General features: G+C 33.9%; 13 protein-coding genes. 5 read left to right on the top strand and 8 right to left on the bottom strand.

Features of this window, described 5'->3' with window-relative positions; all coding sequences use genetic code 11:
• Nucleotides 1-22: 22 nt before the first annotated feature.
• Nucleotides 23-310: a hypothetical protein gene (locus tag Q0975_RS16540; protein ID WP_299438662.1), complete on the top strand. Its 288-nt coding sequence runs from the start codon at nucleotides 23-25 to the stop codon at nucleotides 308-310.
• A 66-nt stretch (nucleotides 311-376) separates the two neighbouring features.
• On the opposite strand, the gene Q0975_RS16535 is transcribed toward Q0975_RS16540, so the two are convergent.
• Nucleotides 377-1,174 (bottom strand): DUF1080 domain-containing protein, encoded by a 798-nt coding sequence (locus tag Q0975_RS16535; RefSeq protein WP_299438660.1) that lies wholly within the window; start codon nucleotides 1,172-1,174, stop codon nucleotides 377-379.
• A 1,252-nt stretch (nucleotides 1,175-2,426) separates the two neighbouring features.
• On the opposite strand from Q0975_RS16535, the gene Q0975_RS16530 reads away from it, so the two are divergent.
• The 4 genes from Q0975_RS16530 to Q0975_RS16515 all read left to right on the top strand — a co-directional run bounded on the left by Q0975_RS16530 (nucleotide 2,427) and on the right by Q0975_RS16515 (nucleotide 13,271).
• Nucleotides 2,427-3,296 (top strand): tail fiber protein, encoded by an 870-nt coding sequence (locus tag Q0975_RS16530; RefSeq protein WP_299438658.1) that lies wholly within the window; start codon nucleotides 2,427-2,429, stop codon nucleotides 3,294-3,296.
• A gap of 12 nt (nucleotides 3,297-3,308) precedes the next feature.
• The gene (locus tag Q0975_RS16525) at nucleotides 3,309-11,879 is read left to right on the top strand and encodes a LamG-like jellyroll fold domain-containing protein (RefSeq protein WP_299438656.1); all 8,571 of its coding nucleotides are present in this window, start codon (nucleotides 3,309-3,311) and stop codon (nucleotides 11,877-11,879) included.
• A gap of 76 nt (nucleotides 11,880-11,955) precedes the next feature.
• The gene (locus Q0975_RS16520) at nucleotides 11,956-12,870 is read left to right on the top strand and encodes a hypothetical protein (protein WP_299438654.1); all 915 of its coding nucleotides are present in this window, start codon (nucleotides 11,956-11,958) and stop codon (nucleotides 12,868-12,870) included.
• Nucleotides 12,871-12,872: 2 nt separating this feature from the next.
• On the top strand, nucleotides 12,873-13,271 hold the full coding sequence (locus Q0975_RS16515; protein WP_299438652.1) for a hypothetical protein: 399 nt from the start codon (nucleotides 12,873-12,875) through the stop codon (nucleotides 13,269-13,271).
• 119 nt (nucleotides 13,272-13,390) lie between these two features.
• On the opposite strand, the gene Q0975_RS16510 is transcribed toward Q0975_RS16515, so the two are convergent.
• The 7 genes from Q0975_RS16510 to Q0975_RS16480 form a co-directional block, all read right to left on the bottom strand.
• The gene (locus Q0975_RS16510) at nucleotides 13,391-14,149 is read right to left on the bottom strand and encodes a hypothetical protein (protein ID WP_299438650.1); all 759 of its coding nucleotides are present in this window, start codon (nucleotides 14,147-14,149) and stop codon (nucleotides 13,391-13,393) included.
• 35 nt (nucleotides 14,150-14,184) lie between these two features.
• Nucleotides 14,185-15,246, bottom strand: a complete 1,062-nt coding sequence (locus Q0975_RS16505; protein WP_299438648.1) for a sugar phosphate isomerase/epimerase — start codon at nucleotides 15,244-15,246, stop codon at nucleotides 14,185-14,187.
• A 97-nt stretch (nucleotides 15,247-15,343) separates the two neighbouring features.
• Nucleotides 15,344-16,489 carry a Gfo/Idh/MocA family oxidoreductase gene (locus tag Q0975_RS16500; RefSeq protein ID WP_299438647.1) on the bottom strand — a complete coding sequence of 382 codons (1,146 nt, stop codon included), beginning with the start codon at nucleotides 16,487-16,489 and terminating at the stop codon, nucleotides 15,344-15,346.
• A gap of 1 nt (nucleotide 16,490) precedes the next feature.
• Entirely contained in the window at nucleotides 16,491-17,744 is a 1,254-nt protein-coding gene (locus tag Q0975_RS16495) for a nucleoside permease (protein ID WP_299438645.1), read from the bottom strand.
• A 13-nt stretch (nucleotides 17,745-17,757) separates the two neighbouring features.
• Complete coding sequence (locus Q0975_RS16490; RefSeq protein ID WP_299438643.1) at nucleotides 17,758-18,747, bottom strand: sugar phosphate isomerase/epimerase family protein; 990 nt, start codon at nucleotides 18,745-18,747, stop codon at nucleotides 17,758-17,760.
• Between the two features lie 27 nt (nucleotides 18,748-18,774).
• Nucleotides 18,775-19,413 (bottom strand): gluconate 2-dehydrogenase subunit 3 family protein, encoded by a 639-nt coding sequence (locus tag Q0975_RS16485; protein WP_299438641.1) that lies wholly within the window; start codon nucleotides 19,411-19,413, stop codon nucleotides 18,775-18,777.
• Between the two features lie 10 nt (nucleotides 19,414-19,423).
• Nucleotides 19,424-21,115: a GMC family oxidoreductase gene (locus Q0975_RS16480; RefSeq protein ID WP_299438639.1), complete on the bottom strand. Its 1,692-nt coding sequence runs from the start codon at nucleotides 21,113-21,115 to the stop codon at nucleotides 19,424-19,426.
• Nucleotides 21,116-21,394: the final 279 nt, after the last annotated feature.

Here is a 21,394-nt window from a genome sequence, read left to right as displayed (position 1 = left end):
ATAAAATATTAAAATATATAGTATGAGTAAAAAAGCTAAAAAAGTAAGTGTTGTAGGTACTATTAACACTGCTATCGATACTACTAAAGAAACTGCAAAAAAAGCAAATAATTATGCTTTAAAAACTACTGAAACTACTGTATTAGAATCAATATCTGTAGTAAGCCAGTGGCAAGAAGTTGGTAACAAAGCTTTAGAAGGTGGTCTTAAATTATTAAATAACCAACAAGAGATAGTGTTTGATACATTAGAGATGGTGAAAGATCACGTTACAGAAAGTAAAAAAAGATTCACAAAGCTTTTTGCTTAATCTTTTAAACTATATTAATAAAAAAGGGTGCTTTTAGCACTCTTTTTTTGTTTATAAAACACTCAGTTACTTCAACTCCCTTATCCAAATATTTCTATAATGCACTGGATTACTATGATCCTGTAATTTGATTGGACCTTTACCGTGAGGTTCATTTTTAGGAGGCCCAATGTATTCCGTACTTCCTAAAATTTCTACGTGATCTTGCACAAGTACTCCGTTATGAATCACAGTAAAAGATCCTGATTTAGTCTTTTTGCCATCTGCACTAAACGTTGGTGTGTGAAATATGATATCATACGTTTGCCATTGATCGTTAGGTTTAGTAGCATTAACTAATGGAATATGTTGTTTATAAATAGAAGTAGCTTGTCCATTGGCATAAGTACGATTTTGGTAACTATCCAGAATTTGCACTTCATATTTATTCTGAAAGAAAACTCCGCTATTTCCCCTTCCTTGTCCTTCTCCTTTAACAATATCAGGAGCTTTCCATTCCAAATGTAATTGGACACTTCCAAAATTTTCTTTTGTTTGTATATCACCTGTCCCAGGTTTTACAGTCATTGTTTTATCAGGATTGATAGTCCAAGCCGCCGTTGTAGAATCTTTGGTTGAGATCCATTGGTCTAAATCATTTCCATTAAAAAGTTGGATAGCATCTGATGGTACATTGATATCGTTAAAAGAAACTGCTTTAGGCTCCGGATCCCAGATTTCGGTTTCTTTAGGATCGGTGATTTCCTTTTGTGGTGGAGTAGTGATTTCTTCCTTTTGGTTTTCCTCTTGGATTGATGTTGTAGCGTTTTCTTTACACGATACTATAACAAGAAGGGTTAATAGAAGGTATGTGAGTTTCTTCATTATGATGGTTTTGATTAGTTAGATCAATCCCTGTGATCTAATAACTTTTATGTGATATGTAAATATACTGAAATATGAAAATCTGAGATAACCTAAATAGATAATAAACAAACACTAAAAACTTTCATTTCTAGTGTTTGTTGGTTATGTAAAAAAGGACATCAATAATCTTGTTTTTTTAATCATTTGATTTATTAATTTATAGGCAAGTAATATGTTGGAGAATGAGAAGGAATATTGGTTTATCCGGTAAAATATCCCTCATTTTTAAATTTATTTTAGCTATTTCGTTTCAAAAAGAAAGACCTCATTACAAACAGACGGGTATCCGAATTAATAAAAAGACAATTGATTTAATTTGCACAAGATACCATAATCATTTCCCATTGTTCGATTACTAAAATATTTAGATATAGCGCAATCATTTACATATTTACTAACCGTATTCGCAAAATATCCAATTGATCAAAATACATCTCTCTATGATTTTTTTGTAAATGCCTCCAAATGTACTACGCAAGCAGATATAATGATTGTAATTCTTTTCATACTTCACTAAAAACAAATGACATGAAACACGATAAAACACGCTTTTATTCAGATAAAATGCATAAAAAATCTTATAGTCATAATTTTTGTCTTACCTTGGTGAAATAATATTGAGGGTTAAGCTCTAATTAGAATATGTTTTATCTTAAAATCTAAAAAAAAACAGAATTTTTTTGGAGGCTTAATCACAGAAGCTATACAGCCTTTGCTTATGACAAAGAGATAGCGTACAAGAAATTCAACGCGTCAAAGAACAGTTGATAAAATTTCCCTTATGAGATTACACTCAGTGTTACACAAAAATTGTTAGTTCATTTTACATCACAGATGTATATACTTAAACGTAAATATGAATAATAACCGAGTTATGTTTCACAAATAAGATCATTTTATTAGTTATCCACTAAAACGTACAACGGGGGTTTATACGGGGATCGAATCAAGGTATTTATGCCTAGTTTTACGCAGTATATAAATAAAATTAAGCCCTAAAATAATAAGATGATGACACTATCAAAAAAATATTCCACAATTATTTCATTAACGTATGAAAAAAATGTATGAGAAAACCCTCATCAACATTCCATTCATATTACATTAGATTTTCACATCATTAATCCTAACAATCAATTAGATGTATTTGTTAGGGCAATACTTTTATAACAAAAAAACAATTCAGCTAACTATTTTTAATTTTTTAATTATGAAAACAAAATTACTTTTTCTATCATTTTTAATGTTATTTACTATCTCCGCTAGTTACTCACAAACTTCTGCGTCTACTGCAGGAATTGCTGTACAAGGAATTGCCAGAGACAATAATAATACAGCTAGAGCAAATGCATCGATAAGCCTTACCTTTTTTATCTACCATAAGGTAGCTTCTACAGAAGTACAAATCTCTACAGAGACAGCAAATCTAGAAACAGATGCATTTGGTGTGTTCTCACATGTGATTGACCCTACATTTCAGAACAATGCTAATTTTGCAAACTTCCAAGCGTATTTACGAATAACAGAAGGGCCAACAGTTATTTCTGACGAACAATTAAAACATGTACCCTATGCAATTGCTGCCAATAATGGTGTTCCATCGGGATCTATTATGCCTTTTATAGGTACAGATGCTCCTGCAGGTTGGGTGCTTTGTAATGGACAAAGTCTTACAGCAATTACTGGATCCGCTAATTTAAGAACACTATTGGGATCTAATAATGCACCAAATTTACAAGGTATGTTTCTTAGAGGAACAGGTACGAGTCCTGTAAACAATGAATCTGGACCTGCTCTAAAAGGAACTCAGCAAGACTCTTTTGAAAGCCATAATCACCCTGATAATATTTCTATTGCCAATGGAGGTAGTCACACACATGGTTATAATGATAGATATATTAACGATAGTACAAGTTCTGGTGATTATGCAGATGGTGACGGAACTAATGGTACAGATAGAGCTAGAACTACAGGATCGGGAGGTACTCATAATCATACAGTGAATGGAGGAGTACAAGATAGAGGAGATGCAGAAACACGACCTGTAAACTATGGAGTGAACTATATCATCAAATTATAAGACGATATAGGTATGAAAAAACATATAGTATTGCTGTGTTTAGGGCTCTTCTCTATAGGACTCTATGCACAGAACGACCAAGGAGCTAAAGTTGCTCCAGTATCACAAGCCATACAAAATAGTGGATATACGATACAAGTAGGACTGCCTTTTTTAGGGCAAGATACCAGTAGCGGAGTAAGAAATACAACACCTGCAGATGTTAGATTTCCGTGGGATGTTTTATATTTATTCAATACCTTTTCAGAAGAATCCTTTGATGTTTCTAAAGGGTATTTCGGAGACAAAGTACTTATAAGTTGGACACTAAGAAGTAATCTAGACTTAATAAGTACAATTGTTATATATCGTAGAGAATACACGGATGACGGTAGCAATGAATTTCTAGCTATCAGTAGTATTGCTCCTGACCAGACAACGTATGAAGATAAGTACGTAGAAGGTGGTGTTCTATATGAATACAAAGTAGAAGCTGATGGAGTAAGTGAAATCGAAAGTCTTTACTCAACTTATATAACAGGGATTGGATATAGAAACCCAACTGCCGTAGTCACCGGAAATATTAGTTATGAAGGAGGAAGTCCTGTTAAAGATGTTACGATCAAAGCTAATTCTGAAGGGAGTAACGGTACTATTGGTAGTGTTTTACGAATCCCAAGTACAGAACAAGTAAAAATAGAAAACCTTAATTCTCCGATTACCACTGCAGCTACAATACAAGCCTGGATACGTCCTGAAACCAATTTTACGACTAGTTCAGATCCTTCTATACAATTATTTAGACTTGTTAATTTTGGGTTTAACTATTTTGATGCTAATATAGATTTAGATCCTTCTTCTAATACATTATCCGTAAATATAGGAGGTAGTGAATATCAATTACAGAATTTTTATCCATCTGGTAAATTGAATACTAGAGGAGATGATGAATTATTACCTATAACAGATTTCAATACTAATTTTGTGCATTTTTCTATAGTGCTTAATGATGGCGAAGTTCCTTTGTTATATATAAATGGGCGTGCTATTAATGATGATTATAAAAATGAAATTAATGCCCAATTGGATGAATTTAATGAAGGTTATGCTGGCCCTTATCTAGAAGTTTCTACTCCGACTCAGCCTAGTATTTTAAGTTTGGGAGGAGTTGCCACGGAGTGGGATGATGTATATATCGGTAGTGGAAAATCTGTAGATGTAGACGAAGTACGAATTTGGAATGCAGTAGTTGATCCATTAAGTATCAGAACAGATTACAGACGCTACATAAGTGGTAATGATTCTAGATTAATCAGTTATTTAAGTGCTAATGAAAATGTGGGTGCCTATGCATATGATTTATCTAGAAATGGATTTAACTATAACAAAAATCATGGAGTTTTATGGAATGCTTCTACTGCTGAATCTGATAAAGTTTTGTGGATAAATGGAGCAGGTAATATCCCTACATCAGATCAATTAGGTATTTTGGGTGTTAGTGATAGTAATGGAAATTATGAGATAACTGCGATACCTTATTCTGGTACAGGAGAATCTTTTACGATTACACCTTTATACGGACAACATCAATTCGAACCAAATCAACAGTTAGTGTTTTTAGGGCAAGGTTCTGAAGTTGTTAATAAGATTGATTTTGTCGATGTATCTTCTTTTAGTTTTAAAGGGAAAGTGCTCTTTGATTCTAGAGAAGTATTTAGATCCTTTGTAGATGTGAACAGTATTGACCCAGATGTTCCTGATTTCTCAGGCTTAACAGATGGTGATGAATACATAAGTGGTCCTGGTATACTTGATGAAGGCTATAATTACTATCAGAAAGGCTCAGAAAAATTTTCTAAAGGAGAATATTGGTACAATGACGCAGGAACTTCTGATGATGATACGGATGATTATTTAGAAAGGTACGCAAGAATTGCTTCAGAAGGAGTTAGTATTTATATTGATGGTCAGATTGTGTTGGATGAGAATAATACTCCTTTAACTTCTGATGTAGAAGGGAATTTCGATATCAGCGTTCCTATAGGAAATCATTATATCACCCTTAAGAAAAATGGTCATGAGTTCAATTATAATGGTAGATTTCCAGCAGATCCAGGAACGTTCCAAGAATTCTTTGAAGATGCTAATGAACAAGTAATTTTTGTTGATAATACTAAAGTTACACTAGTAGGTAAAGTTGTTGGAGGTGCTGTTGAAGCACAAAAACCTATTGGTTTTGGGCAAGATGGATTGTTCGAAACTTCTAGTACAGATGATGACGGTATAGTGACAACGACACGTATCAGTTCTAAAAACAACATTGGAATAGCAAACATTGTTTTAGACTACGCTCCTGTGGGAGCAAATGTAACTCCATACACTAAATTTTATTTTGAAACGAATAGTGAAACTGGAGAATACAGAACAGAAGCCTTGCCGTTGAATTATGAAATAAATCAAACAACAGGGTTAAAAATTAATACTAATACAAGTATTAACCTATTAGATGCTAACGAATCTGTAAATATCTCTGATGTTATCGATGTAACTACTCCAGAGTATGTATATGAGGATGGAAGTATTGAGGAAGGTGAACCATATCATTATGAAAAAAGTTTCACCTATCGTTCGGTTCCTGTATTACGAGTTACAGAACAAACCTCTGATGAAATGGTCAGTATAGATGATGTAGATATCAGCACAGATGGTTTTGAGTACCCTGTATATACTCAGTTTGGATCATATAAGATTGTTTTGAACAGTTTTGAACGTTATATAAATAATGACGATGCGCCGGTAGAAGATTTAGTTCCTGTAATTGACGGGGAATTAATTATTAATAATAATTTAGCGTTAGAAGGGTCTACAACAGTAGAAAATGATCCTCAGGATGCTAGTATTATAAACTATACGTTCAAAGGAGGTTTGCCAGCAATTTCTTCTCCATTTATCCAAACATTGGATATAAAATACAGAATCAAAGGAGTAGATTATCCTGCTGAAAATTACATCTCAAATGGGATTATACTAGGTGGTCAATCTGATGGAAGTCAAACGTTTATTACTGCAGCTCCGGATACTCCGGATATTATTCTGCGAGATCCACCTGGATCTAATAGTTTTGCTTCTATAGAAGAAGGAGAAAGTATTTCTTTTACTTCAGAAACAGATTTAGCCAGTACTATTGGAGAGTCTGTAAATTTAGAATTGAAGTTGGGTGTTAGATTTGAAACCGGCGGTGGTTTAGCTGGGCCTGTGATAGATGCAGAGACTACTGACAATATAAACGCAGGAATTAAACTTTCTAGGACATCCACTAATGGAGAGAGTGTAACCAAGAAATATACATTTACACAAACTATATCCACAAGTGATGATCCAGAGTTTGTAGGAGCTGAAGGAGATCTGTACATAGGTCAATCTAAAAATTATTTCTATGGCTCATATGATGATATCCAAACATCAGCAGCAATAATAGGAACTTCTCCTTCTTATGAATTAACAAATACTGCAGGTGAAAGTATCTTTGTCAGTAAGCAAAAAGCAATGTATTTCGTAGAAGAACCTTCGGAAACATTCTTTGTGTATTCCCAAAAATACCTATTAGAAAGTTTGATACCAGAGCTAGAACTGATTATTTCTAATCTTGATAACGGAATCATTAATGAAGGAGATCAAGGAGTATTAACTCGTAGAGAATATGTAGAACAAATCAGATTATGGAGAAGCATTATACAAGAAAATGAAAAACTTAAATATGTGGTCAAAAATGATCGTGCTGCGTATAAGTCAATTGTTACTGATCGTATTAATGATTTCAATAGTACAATCAATGAGGCACTAGAGGATAGCGATTTAACACCAGCACTAGAAAATAACCTAAAAGACAGATTGGCAGCCTCCAATAATTTGAAAACATTGCTAGATAGTAATTTTGAGGATAATATTTCTTTTGATGCAGGAGTTGGTGAATTTTCAAGAAGTATAGAAACATCCACTATTACTTCAACAACCAAAAAGATCAACCTGAATATTCAGGAAGATCTTGCGATTCAATTTGGTTTTCAGTTTAATAGTACAGGTCTTATAAGTACTACTTCTTTTTTCTTCGAACAGGATATTAATGCAGCAATAACGGAAGAAGAAGAATCAACAATAAATGTTAGTTATACTTTTAAAGATAATGATCCTGCAAATTTATTAAGTGTAGATGTTGTTAATCTTTTTGATGGTAATGGACCTGTCTTTAGTACTATTGGAGGGAAAACATCTTGTCCATATGAAGGTCCAGAATTATCTAATTTTTATAATCATACGACCTATGATCCTGATGCAACCGAAATAGTAGAACTTTCTTCTGATCAACAGGAACAGCTAAGTTATGCGACTCAGAAAGCAGAAGATCCTTTGATAAGTGTAGAGGTAGCAGATGTAAGCAATGTGCCAGAAGGACAAAATGCTGAGTTCGTATTGAAATTAGAGAACAGAAGTGACTTAACAAGTGATGCAGCAGATTTCAATTACTTTGAACTTCTTATTGATAATACAACTAATCCTAATAATGCATTAATTAATATTAATGCGAATGCGAACATCGTATATGTTCCATACGGAGAACCAGTGTATTATACGATGACATTAGGTAAATCAGTTTCTGACGTATATGATTATAAAGATATACGAGTTGTATTACAATCCCGATGTGACCCTGTAAATGTATTTGATGATGTATATGTGTCTGCTCAATTTATTCCTTCTTGTTCTGAAGTAGAAATTAACGCTCCACTAGACAATTGGGTATATAACATAGATACGGCCTATAACCTAGACGGTACAACAAACTCATTAAACATAGATTTATTTGGGTTTAATACTTCTTTTGATAGCTTTCAGAAAATTGATTTGGAATATCGTTTAGCTTCTTCACCAAACTGGAGTCGTTTACAAACATATTACAGTAATCAGACATTTTATGATGAAGCAGTTTTGGCAAATGAAACGGATATCTCATTAATATCTAGTCCTACATTGTCATTTGGATTAGATATTGCTGGATTGAGATTACAAGATGGAGAATATGAGATTAGAGCACGAAGTAGCTGTACAAATGGTACTGAATTTATATCAGAGGTTATCACAGGTAGTGTTGATCTCCATGCACCCCAACGTTTTGGTACACCGTTGCCTACTGATGGAATTTTATCCTCAGGCGAGGATTTAAAAGTGAGCTTTAGCGAATCTGTTTTTTATAATTCTGCAGTCAGTAATATTGAAATAAAAGGAGAGACGAATCAGTTACCTATCAATAATAATGTGTCTTTATATTTTGAAGGTGTCGCTAATACAGCGGTTATTAATAATCCAAGAATTACTTCAGGTGATATTACCGTTGAGTTTTGGATGAAAAACAGCACTACATCTTCTACAGCTTCAATTATTAGTCAAACCGATGGAATAAATATCGGGCTTGAAAATGGAGAGATCTATTATACGCTTAATGACCTTACGACGAGAGGAGTTATATCAAATGATAATCTTTTTCATCATTATACTTTTACTCATAAAAATAGTACTGGTGAGATTAGTATTTATGAAGATGATTCAGAAATAGCTGGAAATACTGATACCCCAGAGACACAGTTCACCACTAATAACGAACTTGTTGTTGGAGGTAATACCTTTATAGGAAATATTCATGACCTACGTATTTGGAGCAAAGCTATAAGTCTAGAGGATGCATATGCTAATAGATTTACAAAACTAATCGGAAACGAAAATAGTTTGATTGGATATTGGCCGATGAATGAAGGTAGAGGTACGTTAGCAAAAGATTTAGCTCGATTTAAACATGCTACTGTAAATGCATCTTGGGATATTAAGCCTAAAGGAAATTCTTATCAGTTTCAAGACGGGCAGTCGCTCGAGATGGATAATGTAGATTTTGTCGTGTTAAATAATGAAATGGATGCTACAATTTCATTTTGGGTAAAAACAGATACTCCACAGGTAGGAACTATATTTTCTAATGGTAGAGGTGATGGCTCTGATATTGTTCAATCTAATGGCTTAGCTAATAAATGGGCTATAAGCATGACAACAACAGGGACGTTAAACTTAGAAAGCGAAGGGAATTCCTATCCATTAACTACTCAGAGCATAGCGGATGATTCTTGGCATCATGTAACTTTACTTTTTAATCGTATAGGGTCGCTAAGGACCTACATAGATGCAGAGTTAGTTTCATCTAATCCAATAGCTGATATAGGAGGCTTTTCTGGAAATAAGGCATGGTTAGGAGCAAGAGGAAGTATCGATCTAGCGGGAAATGAAACTATAGATCAACCATTTTTAGGAAAAATTGATGAATTCCGTTTTTGGAATACCTTGCGTAATGTAGAGCAAATAAGCAGAGATCGATTTAATGAAGTGGATTTCGAAAGCATAGGTATGTTACTGTATGCAAGGATGAATACTCCAGAAACTCCTACAGGAAATGGTCCTAGATATTATCATGCATATAGTAACCTAACCATTATTCCTAGTAATGCAATACTCTCTAACGGTACTGTCAATTATTCTGATGATGTTCCTGGTATTAGACCAGAAAGAAGTTTAATTAAATTTCAGGTAAATCAAGTTATCAATGAAGATGAAATGATTTTGGAACCTGTCATTTCAGATTGGGCATCTTTAGAAGGACAAATCGTTGATATAACTGTTCACAGAATGTTTGATGCTTCTAATAATATGCAACAATCACCAATCACTTGGACAGCATATATTAAGAGGAATGAAGTTAGTTGGTTTGCAGAAGGATATAATGAAATTATTGATATTGTAAAAAATGATGATGAAGAAAAATCTTTTGAAATCACTGTCCTTAATAAAGGGGGTAATGGACAACCATTCAATATCTCTAATGTGCCAAATTGGCTAACGCTAAGTACAACTTCTGGGACTTTAGATCCCGATAGTAGTATTGTAATTACAGCTACCATTGATAGAGAATTAACAGCTGGGGAATATTTAGAAAACTTGTATTTAGAAACTGATTTTGGATACGACGAAAAATTACAACTTGAAGTTCGAGTATTGGCGCCAGAACCTGATTGGGATGTTAATCCTAATGACTTTGAATACAGCATGAATATTGTAGGTAAAGTGAAAATTGATGGAGTATTTTCCAATGATTTATATGATAAAGTAGCCGCATTCCATGAAGGAGAAGTCAGAGGAGTCGCTAACTTAATATATGATCCTTTATACCAAGAATACTTCATATATGTTACAGTTTATAGTGAAACTGTTTCTGGAGAATCCATTAATTTCAGTATTTGGGATGCTTCTGATGGCAAAGTATTAGGCGCATCAATAGATACAAATGCTACAATTAGCTTTAAACAAAATGAAGTTATTGGTACCCTGAATAATTCAGCAATTTTTGAGAATACAGATATCATCGTTCAAGAAATTGAAATGAATCAAGGTTGGACCTGGGTGTCTCTAAATGTTAATGATGCTAATTTCTCTAATTTAAATACACTTACTGAGAACTTAAGTTTAGAAACATCTGATAGAATATTAAGTCATTCCCCTTCTTTATTAGAAACGTATTATAAAGATGAATCTGTTCCTACAAGATCGGGTTGGTCAGGAGATATAACTGCGGATGGAGGATTGACAATTTCTAAGATGTATAAGATTAGATTAGCTGAAGAACAAGCGTTGACAATTAGAGGAAATATTGTTGATATTGATAACTGGGATTTCCCCGTTAAAGAAAACTGGAACTGGTTACCTTACCCTATTGGTGCAAATCAACCCATTAACGAAGCATTAGCATATTTTGAAGCTCAAGAAGGTGATGTTATTAAATCACAAAGCTCATTTGCGATTTATGATCCACTTAATGGTTGGAAAGGGACGTTAAACTATCTAGAGGCTGGAAATGGATACATGATGAAATCAAGCTTAGATCAAAGTTTTAGCTATCCTACCTATCTAAGCACTAAGGCAGGAAAGTCCAAAGATTATATTCTGAATAATGGTGGAAACCAAGATATGATGTCAGAATTTAAATCATATTCGCAAAATATGAATGCTGTGGTTTCTTTACCTGAAGGGTATCATGAATTGTTCGTTTATGATACAAAAGGAATCTTAAAAGGAGTCGCATTAAATCAGGATGTTAGCAATACTCAATTGAGTTTTATTACCATTTATGGTGATGTTCCAGAAAATCTAGAATTTTATATTGGAGATGGATTTCAAAAAAAGCCAACAGCGTATACTATTCCTTTTAAAAGTAACGATGTACTTGGAACTATTACTGATCCAATTATCTTAAGAGAATTAAAGGATACGGTTACTATATATCCTAATCCTTTTAATAATGATTTTATCATTCAGACAAATACAGTTAAAAGTGAAACGATATTTATTAAGCTTTTTAACTTAACGAATCAGCTTATTTTTTCTAAAAAACTGGAAGTAACATCCGGTGTAAATTCCTTGAGAATTTCACCAGAAGTGGCAAGTGGAATATACTTACTTCAAATGGAAATGAATGAGAATACAATAAACAGGAAAATCATTAAGAATTAGTAATACAGTTAATGCTCTTAAATCTTGTTTTTTTCAATAAGATTTAAGAGTTATTATTCACATAAAATCTAAAAAAATGAAAACATATATATATAGTACCATAATCTTACTCCTCATAGGGGTGCAGGGATTTGGACAAAACCCGACTTGGTCGGTTAATGAGAATGATTATGAATATACCATGTCATTCGTAGCTTTTTTAAATATTGATGGAAATAATTTAGAAAGCTCTAATGATAAAGTTGGAGCTTTTGTTAATGGTATCTGCAGAGGAGTAACAAACCTTACGTATGTAGAAACTGAAGGTAGATATTATGCTTACTTAACGGTTTTCTCAAATGAAAATAATGAATCTATAAATTTCGAAATTTATGACTCTTCAAATGATAGAGTTATTACAGTAAATAAGACTCATAATTTTGAAATTGATGAACATTATGGTGATGTATTTCAGGCATATAGTATAGCTAGTCCTCCTTTAAATGATGAAGCAGAAATAATAAATTTTGATTTTGAGAACATTGTTGCTAAAGATAAAATTTTTGACAATGATCAAATTACACTTCTGATAGATAGTAGTGAGGATGTAACAGCACTTAATCCTTTATTTCAACTTAGTTCTGGAGCAAAGTTATATATAGGAACGATAGAGCAAACATCTGGAGTGAATACTATAGATTTTAGTTCTCCGGTAGAATTTAAAGTGTTGTCAGAAGATCAATCTATTCTAAAAGATTGGACAATTACAGTTAGGTTGAGTTCTGGTGATGTAACCTATTATAAAAAAGATGCAGTTTGTTATGAAGGAGGTGCTATTAAAATAGTTTCTACTCAAAATAATGAAGAGGTAGAATTAATCAAAGATGGGGTTGTTTTTTCGAAACAAACTATAGTCAATGGTGAGACTATATTTAATAATCTAGAGATAGCTAATTATGAGGTTAAAATAGGTAATATCATAAAGGAAATTGTAATTAATCAAAAAAACTAAAGATGAATATAAAAACATATATTTCTGTAATTGTATTATTTATATTATTCTCTAACTGCTCTAATGATGATGCAGTGTCCATAACAACAATAGAGCCTACAAGTATTAATTTCATTAAAGAAGATGGTAGTATTTTAACACTATTTGATTGTATTAATCCTAATGAAACTTATGCTGTAGAAATAAGAGTAAAAGGAGAAGGGGCAGGAGAGGTGCAGAATACTGTTATTGAATATACTATAAATGGACTAGCATATAGTATGACATTTGATAGAGTAGAAACTCAATCAAACCAAATTACATTAATTGAAGGAGAAAATGTTGCACAACTTGTGAATACAGTATTCTTAGCTAAGATTTCTTATGTAAAAGCTCCAAGTGAGTTTGAATTAGTAGAATAAGATTCTAATTATAAACGGATAAACACAAACCTGATAATTTTATTGTCAGGTTTTTCTTGTTTACAAGAAAAAGCAAGTGTATTGGTTATTTGAAGATTACAATATTTCATTAAAAACTCTTAAGGTGTTTGATTAAAATGTGAAGTGAACGCTAAAGTAATTTCTGTAACTAACAATACAAAAAGTGCATGTTTATCTGGATTAAGAATACTTTGATTAAATGACATAGCATTAAATACATTGATATTTTCAAGGTAAATATCATTAGAAAAGGCATCTGCAGAAGAATTTCTGAATGATCGTGGGTTGTCAAATCCTAGTACTGCATGACATAATTCATGAATAATGATGCGTAATCTGTTACTATAGGATGTAGTAAAAAAAAGGTCAAACAAAACAATATTTGGATTATCATTGTCGGACTGATTTCGATGATTATGAACACCCGTTGTCGTAGCGGCATATGATCCATCCAAAACTGTGGATCTGGCAAAATCATTTCCATTTACAGCATCAGCAGATCTACGAACTTCATAGTGAGAAGAATGTCTATTCAATCTATACAAGTTTCTATGGATCAATCTAAAATTCCAATCGTAATTAGAGATATGTGTATACGGTCTTAAATTACTAGAGTTAGAAAGAAAAGTAGCAAATAAGGAATCTTCTATCAATTGCCTTTGTCTGGGCATTAACGTTCGACCTGGAGTAATAAAGTCATGCATTAAATAGTAAGCTCTTCTGATAGCCTGTACAGCTCCATGATGAGCTTCTCGTACTTGCGTATATTCGACATTAGAAAAATCTAAAAAATAATCATTAGGAATTGACATTGTAAAGTCTTTAGTAATTATAGAAGTACCATACTTTGATAACATACATTATTCATAAAGATATAAAAATTAAGATAGTTTTATGAATCGCTAATTCCTAAAATATTTCTTAACTGTTTTTTATCAATATCTGCTCCTGCAAAATCGTCAAAGGCTTTTTGAGTAGCTTCTATGATATGATCGCGAATAAAAGAAGCACCTTCTCTGGCACCTTGTTCTGGTGATTTAATGCAACATTCCCATTCCATAACTGCCCAAACATCACAACCATATTGCGTGAGTTTAGAGAAGATTGTTTTAAAATCAATTTGTCCATCTCCAGGAGACCGATAACGTCCTGCGCGATCTATCCAATCACTATACCCTCCAAAAACTCCTTTTTTGCCAGTAGGATTAAACTCTGAGTCTTTTACATGAAAAGCTTTGATAAACTCGTGGTAATGATCTATATATTCTAAATAATCTAATTGTTGTAAAACAAAATGACTCGGGTCGTATAAGATATTTACTCTTTTGTGATTTCCTGTTGCTTCCAGAAAACGCTCAAAGGTTACTCCATCATGTAAATCTTCTCCAGGATGAATTTCATAGCATACATCCACACCTTGCTCATCAAAATGATTGAGAATAGGTAACCACCGTTTTGCTAATTCTTCGAATCCCATTTCGACCAATCCTGCAGGTCGTTGAGGCCACGGATGCATCGTATGCCATAATAGAGCTCCAGAAAATGTAGCATGCACGTTTATCCCTAATCGATTACTTGCAATCGCCGCATTCTTAACTTGAGTAATGGCCCATTCTGTTCGTTTTTTTGGATTGTTTTTACAATCAGCAGGAGCAAAATTATCAAACATCAAATCATATGCAGGATGTACAGCAATTAATTGCCCTTGGAGATGCGTGGAAAGTTCCGTGATCTCTAATCCATAGTCAGCAATTTTACCTTTAAGTTCGTCGCAATATGTTTGACTTTCTGCTGCTTTATCTAAATCTATAAGCCTTGTTTCCCAAGTAGGAATTTGAATGCCCTTATATCCAAGATCTGACGCCCACTTACATAATCCATCCAGTGAATTAAAAGGTTCTTTATCATCCATAAACTGAGCTAGAAATACTGCCGGGCCCTTTATTGTTTTCATTTAGTTAGTTTTTATCGGTCACATTGAGCGGAGTCGAAATGTGATGTAATTTCTCATCTCTCGACTCCGCTCGAGAAGACAGAAACTAGATTTTAATTTACACTTTAGTCCAACTTGCATTGTTTTTGCTACTTTCTACTGCTGCATATATAAACTTCATTCCACGAACACCATCTGTGACTGTTGGGAAATCATGATTAATAGAAATAGCTTTACCATTTTTTACACCTAATAATTCTTTAGCAAAGCTTCTGTAGATCGTAGCAAAACCTTCTAAATATCCTTCGGGATGACCAGCAGGAATCCTAACGTATTCTGATGATTCGGGATAGGTCCCATTTCCTCCAGGAGTATAGATTTGTTTTGGTTGATCTAACCATTTTACAATAAGTTGATTTGGGTTTTCCTGATACCATTCCACACTGCCTTTTGTACCATAAATTTTAACGCCAAGATTATTTTCTTCTCCTGTTGCTATTTGTGAAAATGACATAATTCCTTTTGCACCATTTTCGAAACGTAGTAAAACATTGCCGTCATCATCAAGGCTACGTCCATCACCAAATGCAGTTAAATCTGCCGCAATGGCTTCAATTTGGATTCCAGTAATATATTCTATCAGGTTCTCCGCATGAGTCCCAATATCACCTAATGCACCTCCAATTCCTGAACGCTTTGGATCTACTCTCCAAGCTGCTTGTTTTTGACCTGTTTTTTCCACAGCTGTAGAAAGCCATCCTTGCAAATAGTGTGCGTTAATCTTTCTGATAGTACCGAGATCTCCTTTGACAATCATTGCTTTAGCTTGCTTTACCATAGGGTAACCTGTATAGTTGTGTGTTAAAGCAAATATTTTTCCTGAAGATTTTACTACTTTTTCTAATTCAATAGCTTCATCCAAGGTTAAAGTCATAGGTTTATCACAGATGACATGAAAGCCGTGTTCTAAAGCCATTTTTGCGGGAGGAAAATGCATATGATTTGGAGTGACGATTGCCACAAAATCCATACGTTCATTTTCAGGAAGTTTAGCCTCTTCTTTAATCATTTCTTCGAAACTTCCATACGCTCTGTCATCTGATATGCCAAGTTCTTTTCCTGAAGCAATGCTCTTTTCTTTACTAGAAGAAAATGCTCCGCAAACCAAATCAATCATTCCATCTATGCTAGCTGCTTTTCGGTGTACATCACCTATAAATGAATCGGTGCCACCGCCAACCATTCCCATTTTAAGTCGGGTCATATTAACTGTCTTTATATTCTATTTTTTCATTTTTGAAGAAGATGGCAAATAATACCATTACAGCCGCTGCAAAAACAGCAGGGAATATCCAAATGCTATTCCAGTTATGTTGTCCTTCTCCTATTAAATTAGCATCCGTTATTTTTCCTGCAACATAAAATCCTACAAGCATTCCTAAACCATAGGTTGCTAAGGTAATTAAACCTTGTGCTGCACTTTTAAACTTTTCTCCAGCCTTAGAATCGGTGTAAATCTGTCCAGAAACAAAAAAGAAATCATAACAAATACCGTGTAATGCAATACCAACAATAAGCATGAAAGCTAGTTCTCCTGAATTACCATAGGCAAATAGGGCATAGCGAACAGTCCAAGCAATCATTCCTACCAATAGGGTCTTCTTAAAACCAAAACGTTTGAAGAACCATGGTAGCAAAAGCATAAATAACACCTCGGACATTTGTCCAATAGTCATCAAGCCTGCGGGACCAATATCTTTACCAAACAGTCGTATGGATGCTTCGATTTCACCTAGATACTGTCCAGCATGTTGGTAGTAAAAAGCTAACGGTATGCAAATCAATATTGATGCAATGAAAAAAACCAAAAAGTTCTTATTACCTAATAACTTTAAGGCTTCTAGACCAAGAATGTCGGAAATAGTAACTTTTTCATCACTTTTTGGAGGAGTTTTCGGTAGTGCGAAACTAAAAATACCAAGTATAGCAGATGCTATGGCTGTCATGAAAAAAGTGTTTTTCAATGCTCCTTGGGCAACATTTTCAGGTGAATCCCAATTAAAAATCAGACTAATAAAAACTAATCCTGCAACGATCCAACCAATTGTTCCCCAAACACGGATAAATGGAAACTGTTTAGACGGATCGGTCATCTGATTAAAAGAAACAGAATTCACTAGTGCCAATGTAGGCATATAGGCAATCATATATCCTAAAACGTAAGGGTAGAAGGCGGAAAAATCCGTAGCATTTGCCATTTGATACATTAGTAAAGCTCCAATAAGATGAAGTACTCCTAAGATACGTTCTGCATTAAAAAATCTGTCGGCAATAAGACCAATGATAAAAGGTGCAATAATAGCTCCCCAAGATTGAGTAGAGTAGGCCATGGCGATTTCTCCTCCACTGGTTTTCAAAGAATTTGGTAAATAAATCCCCATAGTTACAAACCAGCCTCCCCAAATAAAGAATTCTAAAAACATCATGAGGGATAACTGAAACTGAATGAATTTCTTCATAATAAATAGTTGGTTAGTTTAGTTGTTTAGAAAGGTTGTTCAATAAATCTCTTGTTGCTATAATACCTTCAATTTCACCCAATCGTTCCCCTTCATATTCTACTCCGATATATCCCTGATATCCTGAATTTTTTACTATTTCGAGCATTTTTTTATAGTCAATAGTAGTTTCACTTCCTTCTGAATCAAAATCATAAGATTTAGCACTCACACCTTTAGCAAACGGCATGAGTTCTTCTATCCCTTTATATTTTGGATATTCTTTGACACATTTAGTGCCCCATCGTTCACCACCTTCGCGTTCTAAACAGAAATTACCAAAATCAGGAAGAGTACCGCAATTAGGTTTGTTGACATTTTGCATCACTTTTGCAAGCAAGGCAGCATCAGAAGACAAATATCCGTGATTTTCCACAATCACATTAATACTTTTAGTAGCTGCATATTCGGATAGTTTGGTTAATCCATCTGTTGCTACTTGTACCCATTCTTCAGGCTTATTAGTTCCGAATAGATTAACTCTTATAGAGTGGCATCCTAAAAATTGAGCTGCATCTACCCATTTTTTATGGTTTTCTATTGTTTGGTTTCTTTCTTTTTCATCAACTACAGCTAAGTCTCCTTCACCATCTACCATGATTAGTAGATTCTGGACGTTATGTTCATCACTTTTTGATTTTAAAGTTTCCAAAAGCTGCTGTAGTGCTTTATCGGGATCTTTAGCATCTTTATAACTATATAATTGACTTACATATTCAATACCAGTAAATCCTAATTCTTTTGCTTTTTGCGCAAAATCTATTGGATCTAATTTACCAGATTGTATTTCTTTGTGAAGAGACCATTGTGCTAATGATAATTCGAAAAAGGGTTCTGATGTTATAGGTTGTTCAATTGCTTTTTCTTCTTCTTTTTCCTCTGTAATTGTATTTTCGGTTGTTTTGTTTTTACAGGAACTTATGATTAACATACAAATAAGTCCTTTAAAGATGGTTTTGTGCATTTTTTTAAGTTTAGTTAGGTAATAATTTTATAAAGCCCAGTCTTTTCCTCCGGTTAGATTTTGAACAGAATCACAACCAATATATTCTCCGGGAACAGGTAAATAATTCAGTACATTTTCTGCAATATCTTTAGAAGTTTTAAATCCATAAATAGATAAACTTCTTACCGAAGAAAGAAAACTAAAAGATATAGCTTCTTGAGAAATCTTGTTTAAATCTTCAGGGCTTTTTACTTCAGAAACCTCTTTCCAGTATTCTTTTTGTTTCTCTTTAGGAAGTTTTAAGTATTTGGAAAGCAGAACATCATACTCTTCTAAGGTGACATCATCAACACTCTTTTCTTCATTAACGCCCAGTTCTTTCATCATGACACCAGCACCGTATTTGAACATTTGCACTTCTTCTTCCTCTTCAAGAGCGTTATTAATAAACTTATCAATAAACATGGGCACGTGTAATGATTTTGCACCTGGAATATCTGTTTCCGGAATGATAAGATCTACAATTTGTTCTAAAGCTTTCCCTTCATCTATTGATAAAAGTTCTGGTGTCCAGTCTAATACATATTCTTTTTGGCAACTTTGTAAAAGACTTAGTATGGCAGGAGTAGCAGCAATATATCCTGCTGATAATCCTATGTTTTTTAATGCTTCTCTTCTGTTCATAGTACTAAGATTAAGCGTTTTTTTGAATTTGTTTGGCAGCGTGATCTGCAGCTCTGGCGGTAAAAGCCATATACGTGAGCGATGGATTTACACAACTTGCTGAGGTCATAAAAGATCCATCAGTAACATATACATTTGGTACAGCATGAATTTGATTATTACCATTAAGTACAGAGGTTTTAGGGTCTTTACCCATTCTGGCAGTACCCATTTCGTGAATTCCTAAACCAGGAGCTCCGATATCATCCCAAGGCTGGATATCATTAAAACCAGCTTGTTTTAGCATGTTCATTGCTTCCTGGATCATATCTTTACGCATTTCTAATTCATTTTCTTTAAATTCCGCATCAAAAGTTACTGTTGGTAGTCCCCACTCATCTGGTTTATTGTAATCCAGTACCATCTTATTTTCGTGGTAAGGCAGGCATTCTCCAAATCCCATAAGACCCATTCTCCATCCTCCAGGTTCTAAAATCTTTTCTTTTAATTCTGCTCCATATCCTAATTCTGCAATCGTTTCTTCCCAATTAGAACGACTGGCACCTCCTTGATATCCATATCCACGTTTGAAATTATCTTTATCAGTATCACCTCCTATATTTCTAAATCGAGGAATATATATACCATTAGGTCTTCGTCCTTTAAAATATTTGTCTGTAAATCCATCATATTTAGCAAAGGCACCAGCTTTAAAATGATGATCCATAATATTATGCCCTAATTCTCCAGAATCATTTCCCATTCCATTAGGAAAACGTTCAGATTTAGATTGCATGAGTATACTTGCAGAGGCTATTGCAGAAGCACATAAGAATATTATTTTAGCTGTAAATTGTGTTTTTTCTTTGGTTAAGGTATCAATTACTTCTACTCCAGTGGCTTTTCCTGTTTTATCGTCATACAGCACTTGATGAACAATAGAATTAGGTCTAAGTGTCATATTACCGGTTCTTTCTGCAGCCGGTAGCGTAGAGGAATTACTACTGAAATATGCTCCAAAAGGGCAACCTCTCATACAGCGATTACGGTATTGGCAATTCATCCTTCCTTCAAAGGTTTTAGTACCTGTAATATGAGCTGTTCTACCAATTGTTAGCAATCGATCCTTGTAATTCTTTGCGATATTCTTTTTTAAGTGATCCTCTACACAATTTAATTCCATAGGAGGTAGAAATTGTCCATCAGGTAATTGTTCTAAACCTAATTTTTCTCCGCTAACTCCAATGTATTCTTCTACTTTATCGTACCAAGGAGCAATGTCTTTATATCGTACAGGCCAATCTACCGCTATTCCTTCTTTTTTATTCGCTTCAAAATCAAAATCACATAATCTATAACTTTGTCTTCCCCACATAAGAGAACGACCACCTACATGATATCCTCTTATCCAATCAAAACGTTTAGTTTCGTTATAAGGATGTTTTAAGTCATTAACAAAGAAATGGCGATGGGCTTTATCGGTTACATAACCAGTACGATGTTGTTTAGGTTGTTCGGCGATTTCTTCTTTGGACGGTTCACCTTTTAACTCATAATCCCAAGGATCATCATTAGCAGTAGTATAATCATCAATATGAGTGACCATACGTCCACGTTCCAATACCAATGTTTTAAGCCCTTTTTCACAAAGTTCTTTGGCAGCCCAGCCGCCACTAATTCCCGTTCCTACGACAATTGCGTCATATTGAGGTTCTTGTTCCATATGTGTTGATGTTTACAGACAATCTATAGTTAATACAGACGAGGAAATTCCTCGTCTTATTCTTTTAATTTAGTACAACTTGTTTCTAGTAGGCTTTTAGGCACTATTAGTAAGCTCTGATAGTAGTTTTGTTTGTCTGTTTTCTTCTTGTTCTGGAAGAAAGGTATTGTAGCTAAAACTTGTTATAATTTATAGCTATAGAATTCATAATTCTAAAATTCTGGTTCTAATATAAGAAGTTTGTTTGTGTTTTAACAATACAATTAACAAATCATTAAT

The sequence above is a fragment of the uncultured Aquimarina sp. genome (assembly GCF_947500065.1).
Classification (GTDB): domain Bacteria; phylum Bacteroidota; class Bacteroidia; order Flavobacteriales; family Flavobacteriaceae; genus Aquimarina.
Note: the sequence above shows the minus strand (reverse complement) of the source record. Positions and strands in the feature narration are given on the sequence as shown.

Excerpts from the sequence above, each read along its gene's own strand:
- Q0975_RS16540 (WP_299438662.1), top strand. The coding sequence starts at position 23 with ATGAGTAAAAAAGCTAAAAAAGTAAGTGTTGTAGGTACTATTAACACT.
- Q0975_RS16490 (WP_299438643.1), bottom strand. The coding sequence starts at position 18,747 with ATGCACAAAACCATCTTTAAAGGACTTATTTGTATGTTAATCATAAGT.
- Q0975_RS16505 (WP_299438648.1), bottom strand. The coding sequence starts at position 15,246 with ATGAAAACAATAAAGGGCCCGGCAGTATTTCTAGCTCAGTTTATGGAT.
- Q0975_RS16510 (WP_299438650.1), bottom strand. The coding sequence starts at position 14,149 with ATGTTATCAAAGTATGGTACTTCTATAATTACTAAAGACTTTACAATG.
- Q0975_RS16530 (WP_299438658.1), top strand. The coding sequence starts at position 2,427 with ATGAAAACAAAATTACTTTTTCTATCATTTTTAATGTTATTTACTATC.
- Q0975_RS16495 (WP_299438645.1), bottom strand. The coding sequence starts at position 17,744 with ATGAAGAAATTCATTCAGTTTCAGTTATCCCTCATGATGTTTTTAGAA.
- Q0975_RS16520 (WP_299438654.1), top strand. The coding sequence starts at position 11,956 with ATGAAAACATATATATATAGTACCATAATCTTACTCCTCATAGGGGTG.
- Q0975_RS16480 (WP_299438639.1), bottom strand. The coding sequence starts at position 21,115 with ATGGAACAAGAACCTCAATATGACGCAATTGTCGTAGGAACGGGAATT.
- Q0975_RS16535 (WP_299438660.1), bottom strand. The coding sequence starts at position 1,174 with ATGAAGAAACTCACATACCTTCTATTAACCCTTCTTGTTATAGTATCG.
- Q0975_RS16525 (WP_299438656.1), top strand. The coding sequence starts at position 3,309 with ATGAAAAAACATATAGTATTGCTGTGTTTAGGGCTCTTCTCTATAGGA.
- Q0975_RS16500 (WP_299438647.1), bottom strand. The coding sequence starts at position 16,489 with ATGACCCGACTTAAAATGGGAATGGTTGGCGGTGGCACCGATTCATTT.
- Q0975_RS16515 (WP_299438652.1), top strand. The coding sequence starts at position 12,873 with ATGAATATAAAAACATATATTTCTGTAATTGTATTATTTATATTATTC.
- Q0975_RS16485 (WP_299438641.1), bottom strand. The coding sequence starts at position 19,413 with ATGAACAGAAGAGAAGCATTAAAAAACATAGGATTATCAGCAGGATAT.